General features: G+C 71.7%; 14 protein-coding genes. 8 read left to right on the top strand and 6 right to left on the bottom strand.

What is annotated here, in order from left to right:
* Positions 1-283 precede the first annotated feature (283 nt).
* A complete protein-coding gene (locus tag BLW63_RS23700; protein WP_091161817.1) occupies positions 284-1,255 on the top strand; it encodes a hypothetical protein in 972 nt (323 codons plus the stop codon).
* Between the two features lie 495 nt (positions 1,256-1,750).
* On the opposite strand, the gene BLW63_RS23695 is transcribed toward BLW63_RS23700, so the two are convergent.
* The 3 genes from BLW63_RS23695 to BLW63_RS23685 all read right to left on the bottom strand — a co-directional run bounded on the left by BLW63_RS23695 (position 1,751) and on the right by BLW63_RS23685 (position 4,260).
* The gene (locus tag BLW63_RS23695; protein WP_091161815.1) at positions 1,751-2,194 is read right to left on the bottom strand and encodes a TIGR03618 family F420-dependent PPOX class oxidoreductase; all 444 of its coding nucleotides are present in this window, start codon (positions 2,192-2,194) and stop codon (positions 1,751-1,753) included.
* A 244-nt stretch (positions 2,195-2,438) separates the two neighbouring features.
* Positions 2,439-3,098, bottom strand: a complete 660-nt coding sequence (locus tag BLW63_RS23690; protein WP_139263771.1) for a cupin domain-containing protein — start codon at positions 3,096-3,098, stop codon at positions 2,439-2,441.
* A 397-nt stretch (positions 3,099-3,495) separates the two neighbouring features.
* The gene (locus tag BLW63_RS23685) at positions 3,496-4,260 is read right to left on the bottom strand and encodes an esterase/lipase family protein (protein ID WP_091161883.1); all 765 of its coding nucleotides are present in this window, start codon (positions 4,258-4,260) and stop codon (positions 3,496-3,498) included.
* Positions 4,261-4,512: 252 nt separating this feature from the next.
* On the opposite strand from BLW63_RS23685, the gene BLW63_RS23680 reads away from it, so the two are divergent.
* Positions 4,513-5,835, top strand: coding sequence for an ATP-dependent 6-phosphofructokinase (locus BLW63_RS23680; RefSeq protein WP_091161810.1), 1,323 nt, complete (start codon positions 4,513-4,515; stop codon positions 5,833-5,835).
* A 306-nt stretch (positions 5,836-6,141) separates the two neighbouring features.
* Positions 6,142-6,600, top strand: coding sequence for a hypothetical protein (locus BLW63_RS23675; protein WP_091161807.1), 459 nt, complete (start codon positions 6,142-6,144; stop codon positions 6,598-6,600).
* Here the strand turns inward: BLW63_RS23675 and BLW63_RS28285 are convergent.
* Positions 6,560-7,141, bottom strand: coding sequence for a hypothetical protein (locus tag BLW63_RS28285; protein ID WP_244522772.1), 582 nt, complete (start codon positions 7,139-7,141; stop codon positions 6,560-6,562). The two genes, BLW63_RS23675 and BLW63_RS28285, sit on opposite strands and share 41 nt — an antisense overlap.
* On the opposite strand from BLW63_RS28285, the gene BLW63_RS28280 reads away from it, so the two are divergent.
* A complete protein-coding gene (locus tag BLW63_RS28280; protein ID WP_244522766.1) occupies positions 7,034-7,531 on the top strand; it encodes a GntP family permease in 498 nt (165 codons plus the stop codon). The genes BLW63_RS28285 and BLW63_RS28280 overlap by 108 nt on opposite strands.
* On the opposite strand, the gene BLW63_RS23660 is transcribed toward BLW63_RS28280, so the two are convergent.
* On the bottom strand, positions 7,474-8,076 hold the full coding sequence (locus tag BLW63_RS23660; protein WP_211517266.1) for a dihydrofolate reductase family protein: 603 nt from the start codon (positions 8,074-8,076) through the stop codon (positions 7,474-7,476). The two genes, BLW63_RS28280 and BLW63_RS23660, sit on opposite strands and share 58 nt — an antisense overlap.
* A gap of 520 nt (positions 8,077-8,596) precedes the next feature.
* Between BLW63_RS23660 and BLW63_RS23655 the strand changes: the two genes are divergently transcribed.
* Positions 8,597-9,961: an MFS transporter gene (locus tag BLW63_RS23655; RefSeq protein ID WP_091161797.1), complete on the top strand. Its 1,365-nt coding sequence runs from the start codon at positions 8,597-8,599 to the stop codon at positions 9,959-9,961.
* Positions 9,962-9,974: 13 nt separating this feature from the next.
* Positions 9,975-11,876, top strand: a complete 1,902-nt coding sequence (locus BLW63_RS23650; protein ID WP_091161795.1) for an acyl CoA:acetate/3-ketoacid CoA transferase — start codon at positions 9,975-9,977, stop codon at positions 11,874-11,876.
* A gap of 138 nt (positions 11,877-12,014) precedes the next feature.
* Here BLW63_RS23650 and BLW63_RS23645 read toward each other — a convergent pair whose 3' ends face one another.
* The gene (locus tag BLW63_RS23645; protein WP_091161792.1) at positions 12,015-12,362 is read right to left on the bottom strand and encodes a hypothetical protein; all 348 of its coding nucleotides are present in this window, start codon (positions 12,360-12,362) and stop codon (positions 12,015-12,017) included.
* A gap of 633 nt (positions 12,363-12,995) precedes the next feature.
* Here BLW63_RS23645 and BLW63_RS23640 point away from each other — a divergent pair.
* A complete protein-coding gene (locus BLW63_RS23640; protein ID WP_244522765.1) occupies positions 12,996-14,834 on the top strand; it encodes a BCCT family transporter in 1,839 nt (612 codons plus the stop codon).
* 282 nt (positions 14,835-15,116) lie between these two features.
* Positions 15,117-15,801: IS256 family transposase (locus BLW63_RS23635; protein WP_139263769.1), on the top strand; the 685-nt coding region annotated here is incomplete at its 3' end.

The following is a 15,801-nucleotide window of genomic DNA, read 5'->3' as shown; positions in this document are numbered from 1 at the left end:
GAACCACCGTCGCGCGGGAACCGGCCATCGAAGGGGATGGCAGGTCGGTGCGCGCCCGCTCTTTGCGGGGCCTCGGCGGTCTGCTCCACCCGCAGCCCAGAAGCAGCGCTCCTCGACGCTCCTCGACTGCTCACATCTCGTTCGCTGAGGAGAGGGCCGACGCCAGGGTCGCCCGACCGTGGGCGGCCCGGGGAGTGGCGGCGGTACGCGAGCGCAGCAGCGGCGGCATCGAGCGGTTACCCATGGGCGACGAGATGGCCGCACGAGACAGACGGAGTTGACGATGACGACGAAGGATTCCCTGACCAATCTCGCAGTTGACGTCCCCTTCATCCCGGTCAAGGCGCGCAACACACTGTTGGACAGCCTCTTCTACGACGTCGGGAGCCTGTCGGGCGAGGAGCAGGCGCAGCTCTCCCCGTTGACCGATCGCGAGGGGGCCATCGTCGTCGTCCCGCCCAGCGGCAGGGGGCCGTTGCGCCACTATCGGAATGCCGCGCGCTACGTCAACGCCGAAGGTGACCGGATCCGCGCCCTCGCCGTCGCCGGGGTCGGCAGCTCCGTGATTGGCACGGCCGCGTTCGCGCGTAACGTGGCCGACGCGATCGGCTCCGATGTCGCCGGCGTGGTGACCGGCTACGGGTTCACGGACCTGATCACGGAGGCCTTGGGCGGCTGGTTCTTCTTCGGCGCTCTGGACAGAGCCCGCATGCGTTTCGAACGGCTGGTGGAGACCTCGAGGTCGGCGCTGGGGAGCGCACTGCCGGCGGCGCTGGGGGGGCGGGACATCGAGCCGGTGCGGCAACTCCGGGGCGCTCCCGGCTTTGATGTCGAGACCGTCGTCGACATCCTCAAGGCACGCCCCGAGGAACTTGTCCTCTTGGTCGGCCACAGCAAAGGCAGCCTCCTGCTCGACTACGTGCTCGAGCAGTTTGTGTGCGAGCTCGATGGAGACGACCACGAGCTGTATGACAGATTGCACGTCGTGACATTCGGGGCCGTCGTCGACGTGCCGGACCAGTTCAAGCACGTGCATCAGTTCCTGGGCTCGTTGGACTGGTTCGGTGGCCTGAACTCGCGCCGCAGCACACCACGTTCTCCGGTGCCCGGCGCCTGGCACCACCTCAACCGCAGACTCCCGTACCACCTGGATGCCGTGCAGGCCTTGCAGGAGTACATGGCCGACGGTGTCGTGGTGCGATTCGACGAGCAGAGAGACCGTGCTGCCGCTGCGGGAGCCCAGCCAAACGCATGACCCCAGGAGCGCTTCGGTAGCTGAGGGACTGCCCCCGGTTCACTTGAGTCCTTGCCTGTGAGGCCCGGCTCACTGGAGGGATCAGCATCGTGCCCAAGCCGTCTCCCGCGGAGTCCGTCGTGACGTGATCGCCGTGGCACGCACGAGCGAGGCGTCGGTGGCGCAGGTCGCCTGGGACTTCGGGATCTTGGAGTCCTGCCTGGCCGCTGGCTGAAAGGGGCCGCCTGAGAAGGCGGCCTGCCCCTGTCGGCCAGCGGCGCCTGCGGCGGCGGAGGCACCGTGTGGGGGGGTACCGCAGGTCGCTTTCGTCAAAGCAGTGGTGCAGCGCGCCGTCGCTCGTAGACGCGTCCTAACCGTGACTTTGACCTGTCGAAGGCACCGCCTGTCGTGACCGAGGTCCTCCTGGACGACGTCGGTGTGTGTCCCGGCCGCCAGCAGGGAGCTTGCTGATGATCGCCGGGGCCCACCGGCCCAGTGGCACGGTTGCGGCGTCACCTATCCGTTGCTGTAGATCCGGTGCGGATCGATCAGCACGGCGGTGCGCCGTTGCTCGGCCATGACGCGGTCGTATTCGTCCCAGTTCTCGTGCTGGCCGCCGGCCGCGGCGAACACCGCGCGCAGCAGCAGGCGGAGCTGGTCGGCGTCGGGCAGCCACGGCTGCGGGTCGTCGGGCCCGGCCACCTGGGCGCGTCCTTCCACCGTCGCCCACTGCCAGCCGTGCCGGAAGGTGACGGTCACCTGCGGGCGGGCGCGGAGGTTGGCCAGCTTGACCCGGCCGTAGGTGACGAAGGCGAGCGCCGGCTGCCCGGTCGCCGGGTGGGTGAGGATCCCCGCGTTGACCACCGAGGCCTGGATGGTCGAGTCCGCCCGCAGGGTGGAGATGACCGCGAGGTGGTGCTCGTCGGCGGCTATGGCCGCGACGTCGTCGAGGCTGGTCATACCCAGACCTTGGCACCAGCGCCGGGGCGGCTCAGGTCGGCTGCTCGCGGTCGACCAACCGGCCACGACCTCGGCGGGGTGGGAGCCAGGCGTCTGGCGGGCCGGCACGAGACCTGTGGGTGGTGGCAGTCGACGGCGTGCTGGGGAGTTCGCGGCCGCGCGCACCACCCGGGGAGGCGGCCTGGGGGACGGCGGTGCACCGCCCTGAACACGCTCGTGACGTCCTGGGAGTGCGGGGATCGGCTCACGGCTTGACGCCATGGCGATCGGCGAGTTCCGCAACCCGGTCCCAGTGGAAGGTCACGCCGTAGCGGGCGTGGTGCGCCTCCAGTGCCTCACGCCGCTCGGGCTCGGTCATCGCGGAGTCAGCGAAGATCGCGGCGACCTCGTCGTAGTAGGAAGCGAAGGTCGCTGGTACGTGCAGCTCCATCACCCGCGCGGGCTCGCTGCCAGCGTTCCAGAAGGCGTGTGACACGCCACGAGGCTTGATCACGTAGCTGCCGGCATCGGCGGTGACGACGTCCTCACCCACCTGGAACACCACTCGCCCGGAGATGACGTAGGAGCACTCGTCTTCACGGGTGTGGGTGTGCGGCGGGATGAGCGTACCGGGAGCGACCTGACCTTCCACGACGAGGAGACGACCGCCGAGGTGGTGTGCGTCCACCTTGTGGACCATGTCCATCCGGGGCACCCGTGCGCCTTCGTCGGGCCGGATGATGACCTGGCTGTCAGGGTCCTGGCTCATCGTCTCTCCTGTTCCGGGCTCCTCGTCGATGCCGACGGGATGCGTGCCGAGGTCGCCGGCGCAGCAACCCGTCGATGACCGAGCACGGTCCCACTCGACCGGTGGGTCACGACGCCGCGGACGCCGAGCGGTGAGCGCCACGAGCCCGTCGACCACGCCGCGTCAGGATCGTGGCACCCGGCCGTGGCCGACGGGCTGTCCGGCGCAGAGGCACCGGGCGCACCTCGGCAGCCGCCCCCGACGGGCGGCAACGCGCTGCCGGGAACGCGATGATCGTGTCCGGCTCACGTCGACGAACCAGACCTTCAGGGTGTTCGACATCCGCGAACGCGCGGGGGAGGAGTGCAGCAACCGGTACAGCGACGCGCTCCGGGAAGTGGCGCATCGGACCGGACGCCGGCGAACGGCAGATGCCACCTGGCTGCGCTGATCGCACAGCCCGGAACCGTGGCGAACCCTCGACCGTGACCGGGCGCATGCCGGCACCGGCTCGACCGGCTCAGGTGTCGCGAACGGCCCACCCCGCGACGACCTCGAGGTGGGCCTGCCTGGGTCACCGGCGGCGGGGGAAGAGCAGGCTCAGTCCGAGTGGAGCGCGGAACGGTGTCCAGGCGCCCTCGGCCATCCCCAGCCGGTCGGCCAGCAGCCACAGCACCGCCGGGTTGCAGGCGAGGCCGAGGTGGCTGCCGCGTACCTCCACGTTTTCCCGCCGGGAGCGGACCTCGTACCGACACGACGACCAGGGCACGATGCCGTCGGCCCGTGTGTAGACCGACGTCGCGGGCACGCGCAGGGAGCCGCGCTCGGCCCAGGGCCGGGGCAGCGCTGCCGCCCCGCGGAGCAGGCGGGTGCCACCGTCGACGATCCCCGACGCCGTGCGGACCCAGGGCGCCGATCGCACCACCGGCGTGCCGAGGGTGACCAGTCCCCGGACGCTGCCCGGCGCGGCTCGGGCCAGTTCCTGCGCGTAGAGCCCACCGAGACTCCAGCCGACCAGGCTGACCCGCCGTCCCGAGGTCCGGTGCAACCGCTCGAGTCGTGCGCGCAACGTGTCGACGACGCGGCCCGTCGGGCCCCGGTTGATGCCCAGGCTCCAGCCGGACACGTCGTGGCCGAGGGCGCGGAGCGCGGTCCGGAGCACCACGGTGGCGGGGTCGCCGGTCATCAGGCCCGGCAGCACCAGCACCGGGTGGCCGTCACCGCGGCGGGCAGCCGCGAGCAACGGCCATGCAGCCGCCAGGGCGGCGACGTCCAGACCCGCCCGCGGCGGCTCGGTGAGCAGCAACGCTCGTGAGGGGTAGCGCTCGACGGCAGGCACCCGGACAGCATCCATGGCACCGGACGTCCCGACCCGGCCGGCCGTCCACACCCCCCTGGGCACGATCGGGACCTCCGGGAGGCTCAGCGCGTCCGTCAGGGCAGCCTCGGCGTGGTGCCACGACGGTGGCCGAACGACGGCGTCCACGGTCGTCCGCAGTGTGTCCCCGACGACGGTCCGGGCGTCCGAGCCAGAGGCCTTGTCCGGGGACGGGCGTGGTGAGCTCCTGGGGCGTGTGAAAGCGTTCCGGGCATGGTCGGACACGAGGACCTCGCCGTGCGCACGCTCGGACCCTGCCGGATCGACTCGCCTCTGGCAGCCCGGCTGGGCGAGCGGGAGACGACGCAGCACTCGGTCGTGGAGGAGGACCGGATCCTCTTCGACGACACGATCTCCATGGCGGGTGCCCGCGGCCTCCCGGTCGACCAGCTGCCCAGCCTGGAGCCCGGCGGCCCCCGGAAGCGGATCTACTTCGACCCGGCCAAGACGCGGGTCGGGATCGTGACCTGCGGTGGCCTGTGTCCCGGTCTCAACGACGTCATCCGCGGGCTGGTGCTCGAGCTCTCCCGGCACTACGGGGTCCGGCGCATCGTTGGGTTCCGCAACGGCTACCGCGGGTTCATCCCGCGGTACGGGGAGGACGTCGTCGACCTCACCGCGGAGGTCGTCCAGCACATCGACGACGAGGGCGGCACGATCCTCGGCACCTCTCGCGGGGAGCAGGATCCGGAGGAGGTCGTCGACGCCCTCGAACGGCTCAACATCAACATCCTCTTCGTGATCGGCGGCGACGGCACCATCCGCGGGGCCATGGAGATCGTCCGCGTGGTCGGGGAGCGGGGCCTGAAGGTCGCCGTGGTGGGGATCCCCAAGACGATCGACAACGACATCCCCTACATCGACCAGAGCTTCGGCTTCCAGACCGCGATGGCGGAAGCGACGAAGTCCATCCACGCGGCCAGCGTCGAGGCCCGTTCCGCGCCCGGGGGGATCGGGCTGGTCAAGCTCATGGGCCGCCACTCCGGCTTCATCGCCTGCTACTCCACCCTGGCCAAGGACGACGCCGACTACGTCCTCATCCCCGAGGTGCCCTTCGCCCTGGACGGCGAGCGGGGGTTCCTGGAGCACCTGCGCCGCCGGGTGACCGAGCGAGGGCACGCGGTTGTGGTCGTGGCCGAGGGGGCCGGACAGGAGCACGTCGAGGGCGAGGCGCCGGGCACGGACGCCTCAGGCAACGTCCGCTTCGGCGACATCGGTCGCCTGCTGCGCCGGCTGATCACCGAGCACTTCGACGCGCACGGCACGGAGTGCAACGTCCGCTACTTCGACCCCAGCTACGCCATCCGCAGCGTGCCGGCCAACCCCTTCGACAGCGCGTACTGCCTGCGGCTGGCGCACGCGGCGGTGCACGCGGCGATGGCCGGACGCACGGAGGTCATCGTCGCGCGGAGGCGGCGGCGCTTCGTGCACATGCCCATGCCGCTGGCGGTCAGCCGTCGCAACCACGTCGACCCGCTGGGTGACCTGTGGTTGTCGGTGCTCGAGGCGACCGGGCAGCCCGTGCGCTTCCAGTGAGCCGATCGGACGTCGACGTCCATGGTGGCCGGCGCGGACGGGACCCTCGCCTCTCCTGGCTCATGACCTCTGGTCAATCCGAGCGACGTCCGGCCGGCATGCGACCGACCGAGGAGCTGGGGCGCGGGTGAGGGCCCGGGTCGCGGCTGCGGTGGTGGTCGCAACCGTCGATGACGGCTGAGTGGACGGTCCCGGCGAGTCCGGCGACCCACCGGACTCGCCGGGACCGGTCCGGCCTGTTCGCTCGTTGATCGCGGACACCAGCGGGCGCACACTGCGGACGTCGTCGCCCACGAGGAGGCATCGGTGGCCCTGTACGAAGCCCTCGCCCGATCGGATCAGCAGACCCTGCGCCTGGCACCGCTGTGGGTGTTCAGCGCACTGGTCGGCCGGACGCGGCTGGAGACCTGGGAGCTGGATGCCATCTGGGACGCCGTTCGCGCCACGCTGCCGACGACGACCTCGCTGGGCAGCGAGGCGCTGCAGGCGACGCTGGACGACCCCGACATCGTGGCGGCATACGAGCGGGACCGCCGCCCCGTCACCACCGGCCTGCTCGCGGCCGCGACGGTGTCGGCCAGGGTCGGCCCTGACGTCGCGAGCGCGGTGAGGTCTGCTCTCCTCGCCGTCGGCGAAGGCGTCGCGCGGGCGCGAGGACCCTTCGGTCGCTCGATCAGCCGCCAGGATGCCGACACCCTCGAGCTGCTGGCCGAGGTCCTGGACCTCAGCGACGCGGACCCGCACCGCCTGTTCGCCTTCGCCTGATCCCTTCGGACGCCACCGGACAGCGCCAGGACCGACTCGATGCGCCTCGGCCGGTCGCCGACGGGTCCTGGAGGGCAACGCCCGAGCGGGCATCACGCGCGAACGCCGGCGCCGAGGCTGCCCGCCGTGCGGCTCGCCGGGGCAACCGGGGTGACCCTCCTGGAGGAGCAACCGAGGTCGGGCGGGCGTGCCCGCACCGCGGGTCTGCGGCGCGGACGCCAGCAATGGGACGTCTACCTGGACTTGCTGGACGCAGAGCTCCGTGACCCGGGTGTGGACATCCGGCTCGGGCCGGCGGTGGCGAACCGGGCCGGGCACCGACCGTGTCGACCCGAGCCGGACCGCCCGCAGCGCCCGATCGGTGCCAAGGTGTGGCGTCGACGTGGCGACGGTGCGGTGACCTCGCCCATCCCCGTACCGGGAGGAGCAGGTCATGGTCGGCGATCGCCGTCAGCGTCGCCGTGAACCCGACACCGGTGGCGAGGCCGAGGTAGAGCGACCCGATGATCAGCGAGATCACCGGGTCGACCTTGACCTTGATGATGAGCAGGACAATGACGGCGATGGCGATGGCGGTGTGCAGCACGGGTCGATCGACGTCTCACCGATCGTCATCGGCCTCGCCATCGCCTCGGGCGCGATGTTCGCACTCCAGGTCAACAGCAACTCCTTCTGGATGTACAAGTCGCTGCTGGGACTGTCGACCCGGGGCACCTTCAAGACCTTGACCATGGTCACCTCCGTCGCCTCGGTCGTCTCGCTGCCGATGGTCATGGCGGTCGCGCTCATCGCGCAGGGCGGGCCGACCGCGGGGTGCGTGCAGGCGGCGACGGCCGTGTCACAGGACGTCGGACGACGACGCCCCCGCCTGGATCAGCCGGCGCCGCCGGTCGACGGCCGAGGCACCGGGTCGGCCGCCGGGACCGCGTAGCGCACTCGGAGCGAGCCGCCCGGCCAGGTCTCGCTGTCCAGCAGCGTCAGGCGCACGGTGGGCCCTGCCGGATCGAGCAAAGGCGTGCCCGTGCCGAGCAGCACCGGCGCGACGAACAGTTCGAGCTCGTCCACCAGCTCGGCGCGCAGCAGAGCGCGCATCACGGTGATGCTGCCCCAGACGATCGTGGTCCCGGTCGGGCCGGCCCCACGGCGCGACCGGACGTGCGCGACGGCGTCGGGCACGATCCGTGCCGCTGGGTGCTCACCCCACGGCGCGGCGCCGAGCGTGCTGGACGCGACGGTCTTGGGCAGGGCGTTGATGAGCGGGGCGAGCGCTTCGTCCTCGGCCGTGGGCCAGAACCGGACGAACTCCTCGTAGGTGCGTCTGCCCAGCAGCACCTCGTCGACGGCGTCGAGCAGCGCCGTGTTGTGCCGGTCCGAGGCGGAGAAGTCGGGCACGGCGTCGAAGACGTCGGTCTCGCCGTTCCGGCCGGCGACCATGCCGTCGACGGAAACCCACTGCTGGGCCAGAACGCGTCGCATGCGACCTCGCTCAGCTCGTTCCGCGGCCGGTCCGCGGACCCACTGCGGGGACCGCCCAGGGCCCGCCCACTCATCGCTCCCGGTGCGCATCGTCCCGCGCGGGCGTTCCTCGTCCTCGGACGCGCCGCTCCCAGGATCGGCGCCGCCCACCGGATCGAGAACCCCCGCAATTGGCCGATGTGCCGCAACCCCGGGATGCTGTGGCCGGAGATCAGGCAGCGAGGGGGTGACCGTGGCTCTGCACCGTCGTCCGTGGGCCCTGCTCGTCCCCGTGCGGCGCTGCGCCGCGGACCGCCGACGGCCGCCCGCACGGCGGCCCTCGCGGGGGTCGTGCCCCGTGTCGTGCGCAGGAGCACCCGCCCGTCGTCGGGTCGCCGACTGCCCAGCCGCTGCACCGGTCACCAACGCCGATCCGGCCGCCCGGAAGCGGGCGGCCGGATCGATCGCCGGGGGGCTCCCGCCCCACGGCCGGAGACATCCGCAACCTCACCAGATCCTGCACACGCAGAGGGGATGAGTCTTGTCCAGGTCTCACCAGGAAGCCGCTGTCCCGCCGGCGTCCCGCACGTCCATCGTCAAGGTCGTCGGCGCCAGCCTCGTCGGGACGACCGTGGAGTGGTACGACTTCTTCCTCTACGGCTCGGCCGCCGCGCTGGTCTTCAACAAGCTGTTCTTCCCCGACTTCGACCCGCTCGTCGGCACGCTGCTCGCGTTCGCCACGTACGCCGTGGGCTTCGCGGCCCGCCCCATCGGTGGGGTGATCTTCGGGCACTTCGGCGACAAGATCGGCCGCAAGCAGATGCTGGTCATCACGCTCATGCTGATGGGCGGCGCGACGTTCCTGATCGGCCTGCTGCCGACCTACGCCACGATCGGCATCTGGGCGCCGATCCTGCTGATCGTCCTCCGGCTGGTGCAGGGCTTCGCCCTCGGTGGCGAGTGGGGCGGCGCGGTGCTGATGGCCGCCGAGTACGGCACGCCGGAGCGACGCGGGTACTGGGCCTCCTGGCCGCAGGCCGGCGCGCCGGCGGGCAACCTCCTCGCCGTCGCCGTCCTCGCGCTCGTCTCGGCGGTGACCACCGACCAGCAGTTCGAGTCCTGGGGCTGGCGCATCCCCTTCCTGCTCAGCGCGGTGCTGGTCGGCGTGGGTCTCTGGATCCGGGTCTCGATCGAGGAGTCGCCGGTCTTCCGCGCCGCCCGGGAGCAGTCCGCCACGGCCGAGGAGGCTCCCAAGCTGCCCGTTGTCCAGGTGCTCAAGGAGTACCCGCGGGAGATCATCCTGGCCATCGGCGCCCGCCTGGCGGAGAACATCGGCTACTACATCTTCACCGCGTTCGCGCTGGCCTACGCCACTGGTGAGGCGGGCGTCTCGCAGAGCACGGCGCTCAACGCGGCGCTCATCGCCTCCGCGATCCACTTCGGTGCCATCCCCGCGATGGGTGCGTTGTCCGACCGGTTCGGCCGCCGGCCGGTGTACCTGGTCGGGGCCGTGGGTGTCGGGGTGTGGGGCTTCGTCTTCTTCGCCTTGTACGACTCGCAGTCGTTCCTGCTGCTGGCGCTCGCCGGCACGATCGGCCTGGTCTTCCACGGAGCGATGTATGGGCCCCAGGCGTCGTTCTTCTCCGAGCTGTTCTCCACCCAGGTGCGCTACAGCGGCCTGTCGGTGGCCGGTCAGGTGTCCTCGATCGTGGCCGGCAGCCTGGCGCCGATCATCGCCACGGCGTTGTTGATCGAGTACGGCAGTTCCCTGCCGATCTCGATGTACCTCGCCGGTGCCGCGGTGCTCACGGTGATCGCCGTCGTGCTCAGCCGGGAGACCGCGCGCAGCGACCTGACGCGGGACCCCGCCGCCGATCGGGCGGCGGTCGGCGCCGGCCGGCGCTGAGCCCCGCCGTCCGGTGCACCGCAACAAGGTCATCTCGGCCGACGCCGCGGCGCAGATCGTCCTCGACGGCGACACCGTCGCCACCGGGGGATTCGTCGGCGTCGGGTTCGCCGAGGAGCTGGCGCTCGCGCTGGAACGGCGGTTCGAGACCACCGGCTCGCCGCGGGACCTCACCCTGGTCTACGCGGCGGGCCAGGGCGACGGCGGCACGCGCGGGCTGAACCACTTCGCTGCCGAGGGCATGGTGCGCCGGGTCATCGGCGGGCACTGGGGCCTCGTGCCGAGCCTCGGTGCGCTCGCTCTCGACGAGCGCATCGAGGCGTACTGCTGGCCGCAGGGTGTGATCAGCCACCTGTTCCGGGAGATCGCCGGGGGGCGCCCGGGCGTGGTGACCACGGTCGGTCTCGGCACGTTCGTCGACCCGCGCCACGGGGGCGGCCGGATGAACCGGTGCACCACGGAGGACTTGGTCGAGCTGGTGACGCTGCGCGGGGAGGAGCACCTGTTCTTCCCCGCGCAGCCGGTGCACGTGGCCCTGCTGCGCGGGACGACCGCCGACCCCGAGGGCAACATCACCATGGAGCGGGAGGCGCTCACCCTCGAGGTGCTGTCGATGGCCCAGGCGGCCAAGAACTCCGGCGGCGTGGTGATCGTGCAGGTCGAGCGCGTGACCGAGCACCGGACGCTGAGCCCGCGCGAGGTCAAGGTCCCCGGCATCCTGGTCGACGCGGTCGTGGTCGCGCAGCCCGCCAACCACGGTCAGACGTTCGCCGAGGCCCACAACCCCGCCTACACGGGGGAGATCACGGCGCCCAGCACCGGGCTGACGCCGATGCCCCTCGACGCGCGCAAGGTGATCGCCCGTCGCGCCGCGATGTTCCTGTCGACCAACGCGGTGGTGAACCTCGGGATCGGCATCCCCGAGGGGGTGGCGGCGGTGGCCGCCGAGGAGCGGATCCTCGACCTGATCACGCTGACCGTCGAGCCCGGCGGTGTCGGTGGCATCCCGGCCGGCGGGTTGAGCTTCGGCGCCGTCGCCAACCCGCAGGCGATCATCGACCAGCCGTACCAGTTCGACTTCTACGACGGCGGCGGGCTGGACCAGGCGTTCCTGGGCATGGCCGAGGCCGATGCGGAAGGGAACGTCAACGTCAGCAGGTTCGGTCGCAGGCTCGCCGGTGCGGGCGGCTTCATCAACATCAGCCAGAACGCCAAGGCGGTCTTCTTCCTCGGTACGTTCACCGCCCGCTCGAGGGTGGCGGTGCGCGACGGTGCGCTGGTCGTCGACGACACCGGCGCGGTCGCGAAGTTCCGCGACCGGGTCGCGCAGGTGACCTTCAACGGGCGCCTGGCCGCAAAGCGCGGGCAGGCCGTCCACTACGTCACCGAGCGGTGCGTCCTGCGGCTGACCGAGCGGGGCCTCGAGCTGGTCGAGGTCGCCCCCGGCGTCGACGTGGAGCGGGACGTGCTGGCCCACATGGACGTCGCTCCCGTCGTCAGCGACGACCTCTGCACGATGGAGGACGTCATCTTCCGCGACCGGCCGATGGGGCTGCGCGCCCGGCCCCCGGTCGGCATGGACGAGCGCTTCCGGTTCGACGCGGCCACCGACACCGTCTACGTCAACTTCGAGGGGCTGCGGCTGGGGACCGCGCAGGACGCCGACGACCTGGCCCGGGAGCTCGACCGCCGGTTCTCCGCGCTCGACCGGCGGGTGCACGTCGTCGTCAACTACGACAACTTCGACCTCGGCCCGGACGCGGCGGATCCCTTCTTCGCCATGGTCAGGCGCAACGAGGAGCGCTTCTTCCGCTCCACGACCCGGTACTCGACCAGTGCGTTCTTCCGCCGCCAGCTGGGCCGGGAGTTCACCGAGCACGACCTGTACGGCAACTTCAGCGAGCGCCCTCGCTGAGCGTGCGCCCCCCTCCGGGTCGGTCGTCCACCGGGACCCGACCGCCGGTCGAGGGCGTCGTCGAGCACGTCCGCGGCCTGGCGGACGTCAGCAGGTCCGCGGCCGACGGTCGGCGGTCGCGGGCTTGACGGGCCCGGGTCACTGCCCGGCGGCGTCAGCCCCGTCCGGGCCGCGGCCCGCGTCGTCGGGCCGGGCTGCCGAGGCCTGCGGGTCGGTGCGCTCCAGGCGCTGACGGATCGCCGCGACGTTCAGCGCCAGGTCCTCGAGCGCCTCGACCGCGCGCGTGGCGAGCGCGAACGTGAGGTTCTCGCGCTGCCGGTGGGCGCTGGGTTCGCGGTCGCCCTGCTCGATCTGGGAGCGCTCGCGCGGACGACGCGTCGCCTCCGCCCACGGCTCGTCGTCGCTCCCCGGGCCGCCGAACAGCTCGCGCAGCATCCGCTGTGCCAGCTCGAGGAACTCGCCCGGGTCCGGCCGGTCGGTCGCCATCCCTCCCCCTCTCCTGTCGAGCCCGTCGCGCGGACCGCGGGACGGCTGGTCCGCGAGCTCCGGGTACGCCTGTCGGGGCCGTCACCCGGCCGTCGACGGCGAGGTCGTCCGGCACGGCCGCACCGTGACGGGTCGACACTGCCGAGGACACCCTCGGCCGATCTCGCACGCCGCCATCCTGCTCCTCGGCGGCCCGTTGGTCACCGGCACGCCGTCGGGCGGCGTGACCGGACCGCGTCGGGCTCCGCGTCGGCGCTCACCACCCCGGCGACGTCGACGTGCTGACGCGATGCTGCCTGCGCGCGCCTGCTGGCCACCGTGGCTGCCGGCTGGTGTCCGGGCAGCGGCCCAGCGTCGCTTCGTCACGCGGGCGTGACGCAGCGTCCGGCGGAGCACAGACTGTGTAAAGAGTCACGTGCGACCCTTGTTTGACAGCTGGGCCTCTGGTTCCCTCATGCGAAGTCCGTCTCGGATGACGCAACACGATAGGGGAGTGTCATGGAGCAACGGCGCAGCGAGCACGGCTCGCCCTCCCGCCAACCCAGCCAGTCGGAGGCCATCGGGGCCGATCCGACAACCGTCGGTGCGGCCCCGGGGGGAGGGGAGAGACCCGTCGCCTCCACCGCTGCGGACGTGACCGTGACCGGGACCCACCCGGCCATCGCGGAACCGCCAGCCTGCATCGCGGACCGGCACTGGGCCGTGGACCGGGTGCTGTTCGCCGTCGCCGCGGCCATGGCGCTGGGTTTCGTCGCCTGGGGCTTCGTCACACCCACGGGCCTGGGCACCGTGAGTAGTTCGGTCCTCGGCTGGATCACCGGCACTCTCGGCTGGCTGTTCGTGCTGTTGGCGTCAGCGTTCGTGATCTTCGTCATCTGGCTGGCGGCCGGCAAGTACGGGCGCATCCCGCTGGGGCGGGACGACGAGCGGCCGGAGTTCCGCACCATCTCGTGGATCGCGATGATGTTCAGCGCCGGTATGGGCATCGGGCTGATGTTCTTCGGGGTCGCCGAGCCGCTCTCGCACTACGTCTCCCCGCCGCCGCTGACGGTCGAGGCCGAGTCGTCCCAGGCCATCGAGACGGCGATGGCGACCACGCTGTTCCACTGGACGCTGCACCCGTGGGCGTTGTATGCCGTCGTCGGGCTGGCGATCGCCTACGGCACCTTCCGGCGGGGCCGCCGTCAGCTGATCAGCTCCGTCTTCGTTCCGCTGCTGGGCGAGCGGCGGGCCGCCGGTCCGGCCGGCCGGGTCATCGACGTGCTGGCCATCTTCGCGACGCTGTTCGGGTCGGCGGCCTCCCTCGGCCTCGGTGCGCTGCAGATCGGCAGCGGGGTCGAGATCCTCGGTTGGGCCGGGGACCTGGGCAACGGCCTGCTGGTCGCGATCATCGCGGTGCTGACCGCGGCGTTCGTCGCCTCGGCCGTCTCCGGCATCGAGCGGGGGATCCAGTGGCTGGCCAACACCAACATGGTCCTGGCTCTGCTGCTCGCGGTGTTCGTCTTCGTCCTCGGCCCGACGATCTTCATCCTCAACCTGCTGCCCGACGCGTTGGGCAGCTACTTCTCCGACCTCGGTGAGATGGCCGCGCGCACGGAGGCCACCGGCGGTGACCCGATGGCCACCTGGCTGCGTGGCTGGACGGTCTTCTACTGGGCCTGGTGGATCAGCTGGACGCCGTTCGTCGGGTTGTTCATCGCCCGGATCAGCCGCGGCCGGACCATCCGGCAGTTCGTCACGGGCGTGCTGCTCGTGCCCAGCCTGGTCAGTCTGTTGTGGTTCGCCGTGTTCGGCGGGGCCGGGATCGCCGCGCAGCGCGACGGCGCCGACGTCGCCGGCCAGGGCACGACGGAGGGGCAGTTGTTCGCCGTCCTGGGGCAGTATCCCCTGGCCACCGCCGCGACCGTGCTCGTGATGATTCTCGTGGCGATCTTCTTCGTGTCCGGTGCGGACGCGGCCTCGATCGTCATGGGGTCGCTGTCGCAGCGCGGCACGCTGGAGCCCAGCCGTTGGGTCGTCGTCTTCTGGGGCGTGGTGATGGGCTCGGTCGCAGCGATCATGCTGCTCCTGGGCGAGGAGGGTGCGGCCCTGGCGGGGCTGCAGAACCTGACGATCATCGCGGCCCTGCCGTTCGCGCTGGTGATGGTCGCGATGGCCGTGAGTCTGGTCAAAGACCTCCGCCGCGATCCGATCGTCCTGCGCGGCAGCTACGCCTCCCTGGCGATCGAGCAGGCCGTCGTCGACGGCATCAGCCGCCACGGCGACGACTTCGTCCTCGTCGTGGAGAAGACCCCTAGCTCGGGGGCGCCGGACGACGCGGCCGCGCCGGAGCGGCTGTCCCCGGGGGCCGGTGGCCAGCCGTCGGTCAGCCCCAACGGCAACTTCGTGGCACCGGAGGCAGCCGGGCCCGCCGGTGCGCAGAGCCAGTCCCGGGCGGAGGCCATCGGCCGCCCGCGGGACACGCGCGACTGAGCGGAGCGCCCGCTCGCAGGCTCGCGGCGGACCCCTGTAGGGGCCGGCCGGGCGAGTCTGAGCCTCCCGGCACCGGAGCTGCTGCCTGCCGCTCCGGTGCCGGGAGGCTCTGCCCTGTCCGGGATCCGTGCACCGACCGGAGGCGGTGGGGGTGACGTCCCAGGAAGTGGTGTAGCTGGTCGGAGGTCCTGAGCTCGTCGGCGAGGTGCTGGCGTGCGAGGGGCCACCGCGTGGATCTTCTGCGTGAACCCGCCAAGGAACACTCAGGAGAAAGGCCACGCGATGGCCCTGGACCAGTCTGCCCTGCTCGAGCTGCTCGAGGCACTGAAGGCCGCCGACGTCGATGACCGCGTCCGCGCGGCGACCGAGACGCTGTATCAGGCGCTGATCGAGGCGGAGCTGACCGCCACGATCGGCGCCGCTCCGCACCAGCGCACCGAGGCGCGCACCGCCCAGCGCAACGGCTCGCGGCCCAGGACTCTTACGACTACCGCCGGCGACCTGGAGCTGCGGATCCCCAAGCTGCGCGCCGGGTCGTTCTTCCCCTCGCTGCTCGAGCGCCGCCGGCGGATCGACCAGGCGCTGTTCGCGGTGGTGATGGAGGCCTACCTGCACGGCGTCTCCACCCGCAAGGTCGATGACCTGGTCCGCGCGCTGGGCGCCGACACCGGCATCTCCAAGTCCGAGGTCAGCCGGATCTGCGCCGACCTCGATGCCGAGGTGGCCGCCTTCCGCGACCGCAGCCTGGCCGAGCAGCCCTTCCCGTACGTGTTCCTGGATGCCACCTACTGCAAGGCCCGGGTCGGCCGGCGGGTGGTCTCCCAAGCCATCGTCATCGCCACCGGCGTGGCCGCCGACGGGCACCGCGAGGTGCTCGGCTTCGCCGTCGGCGACTCCGAGGACGGCGCGTTCTGGACGGCGTTCCTGCGCTCGCTGAAGGCCCGCGGGCTGGGCGGCACCCAGCTGG

It is taken from the genome of Geodermatophilus africanus, from assembly GCF_900107105.1.
Lineage (GTDB): Bacteria > Actinomycetota > Actinomycetes > Mycobacteriales > Geodermatophilaceae > Geodermatophilus > Geodermatophilus africanus.
Note: the sequence above shows the minus strand (reverse complement) of the source record. Positions and strands in the feature narration are given on the sequence as shown.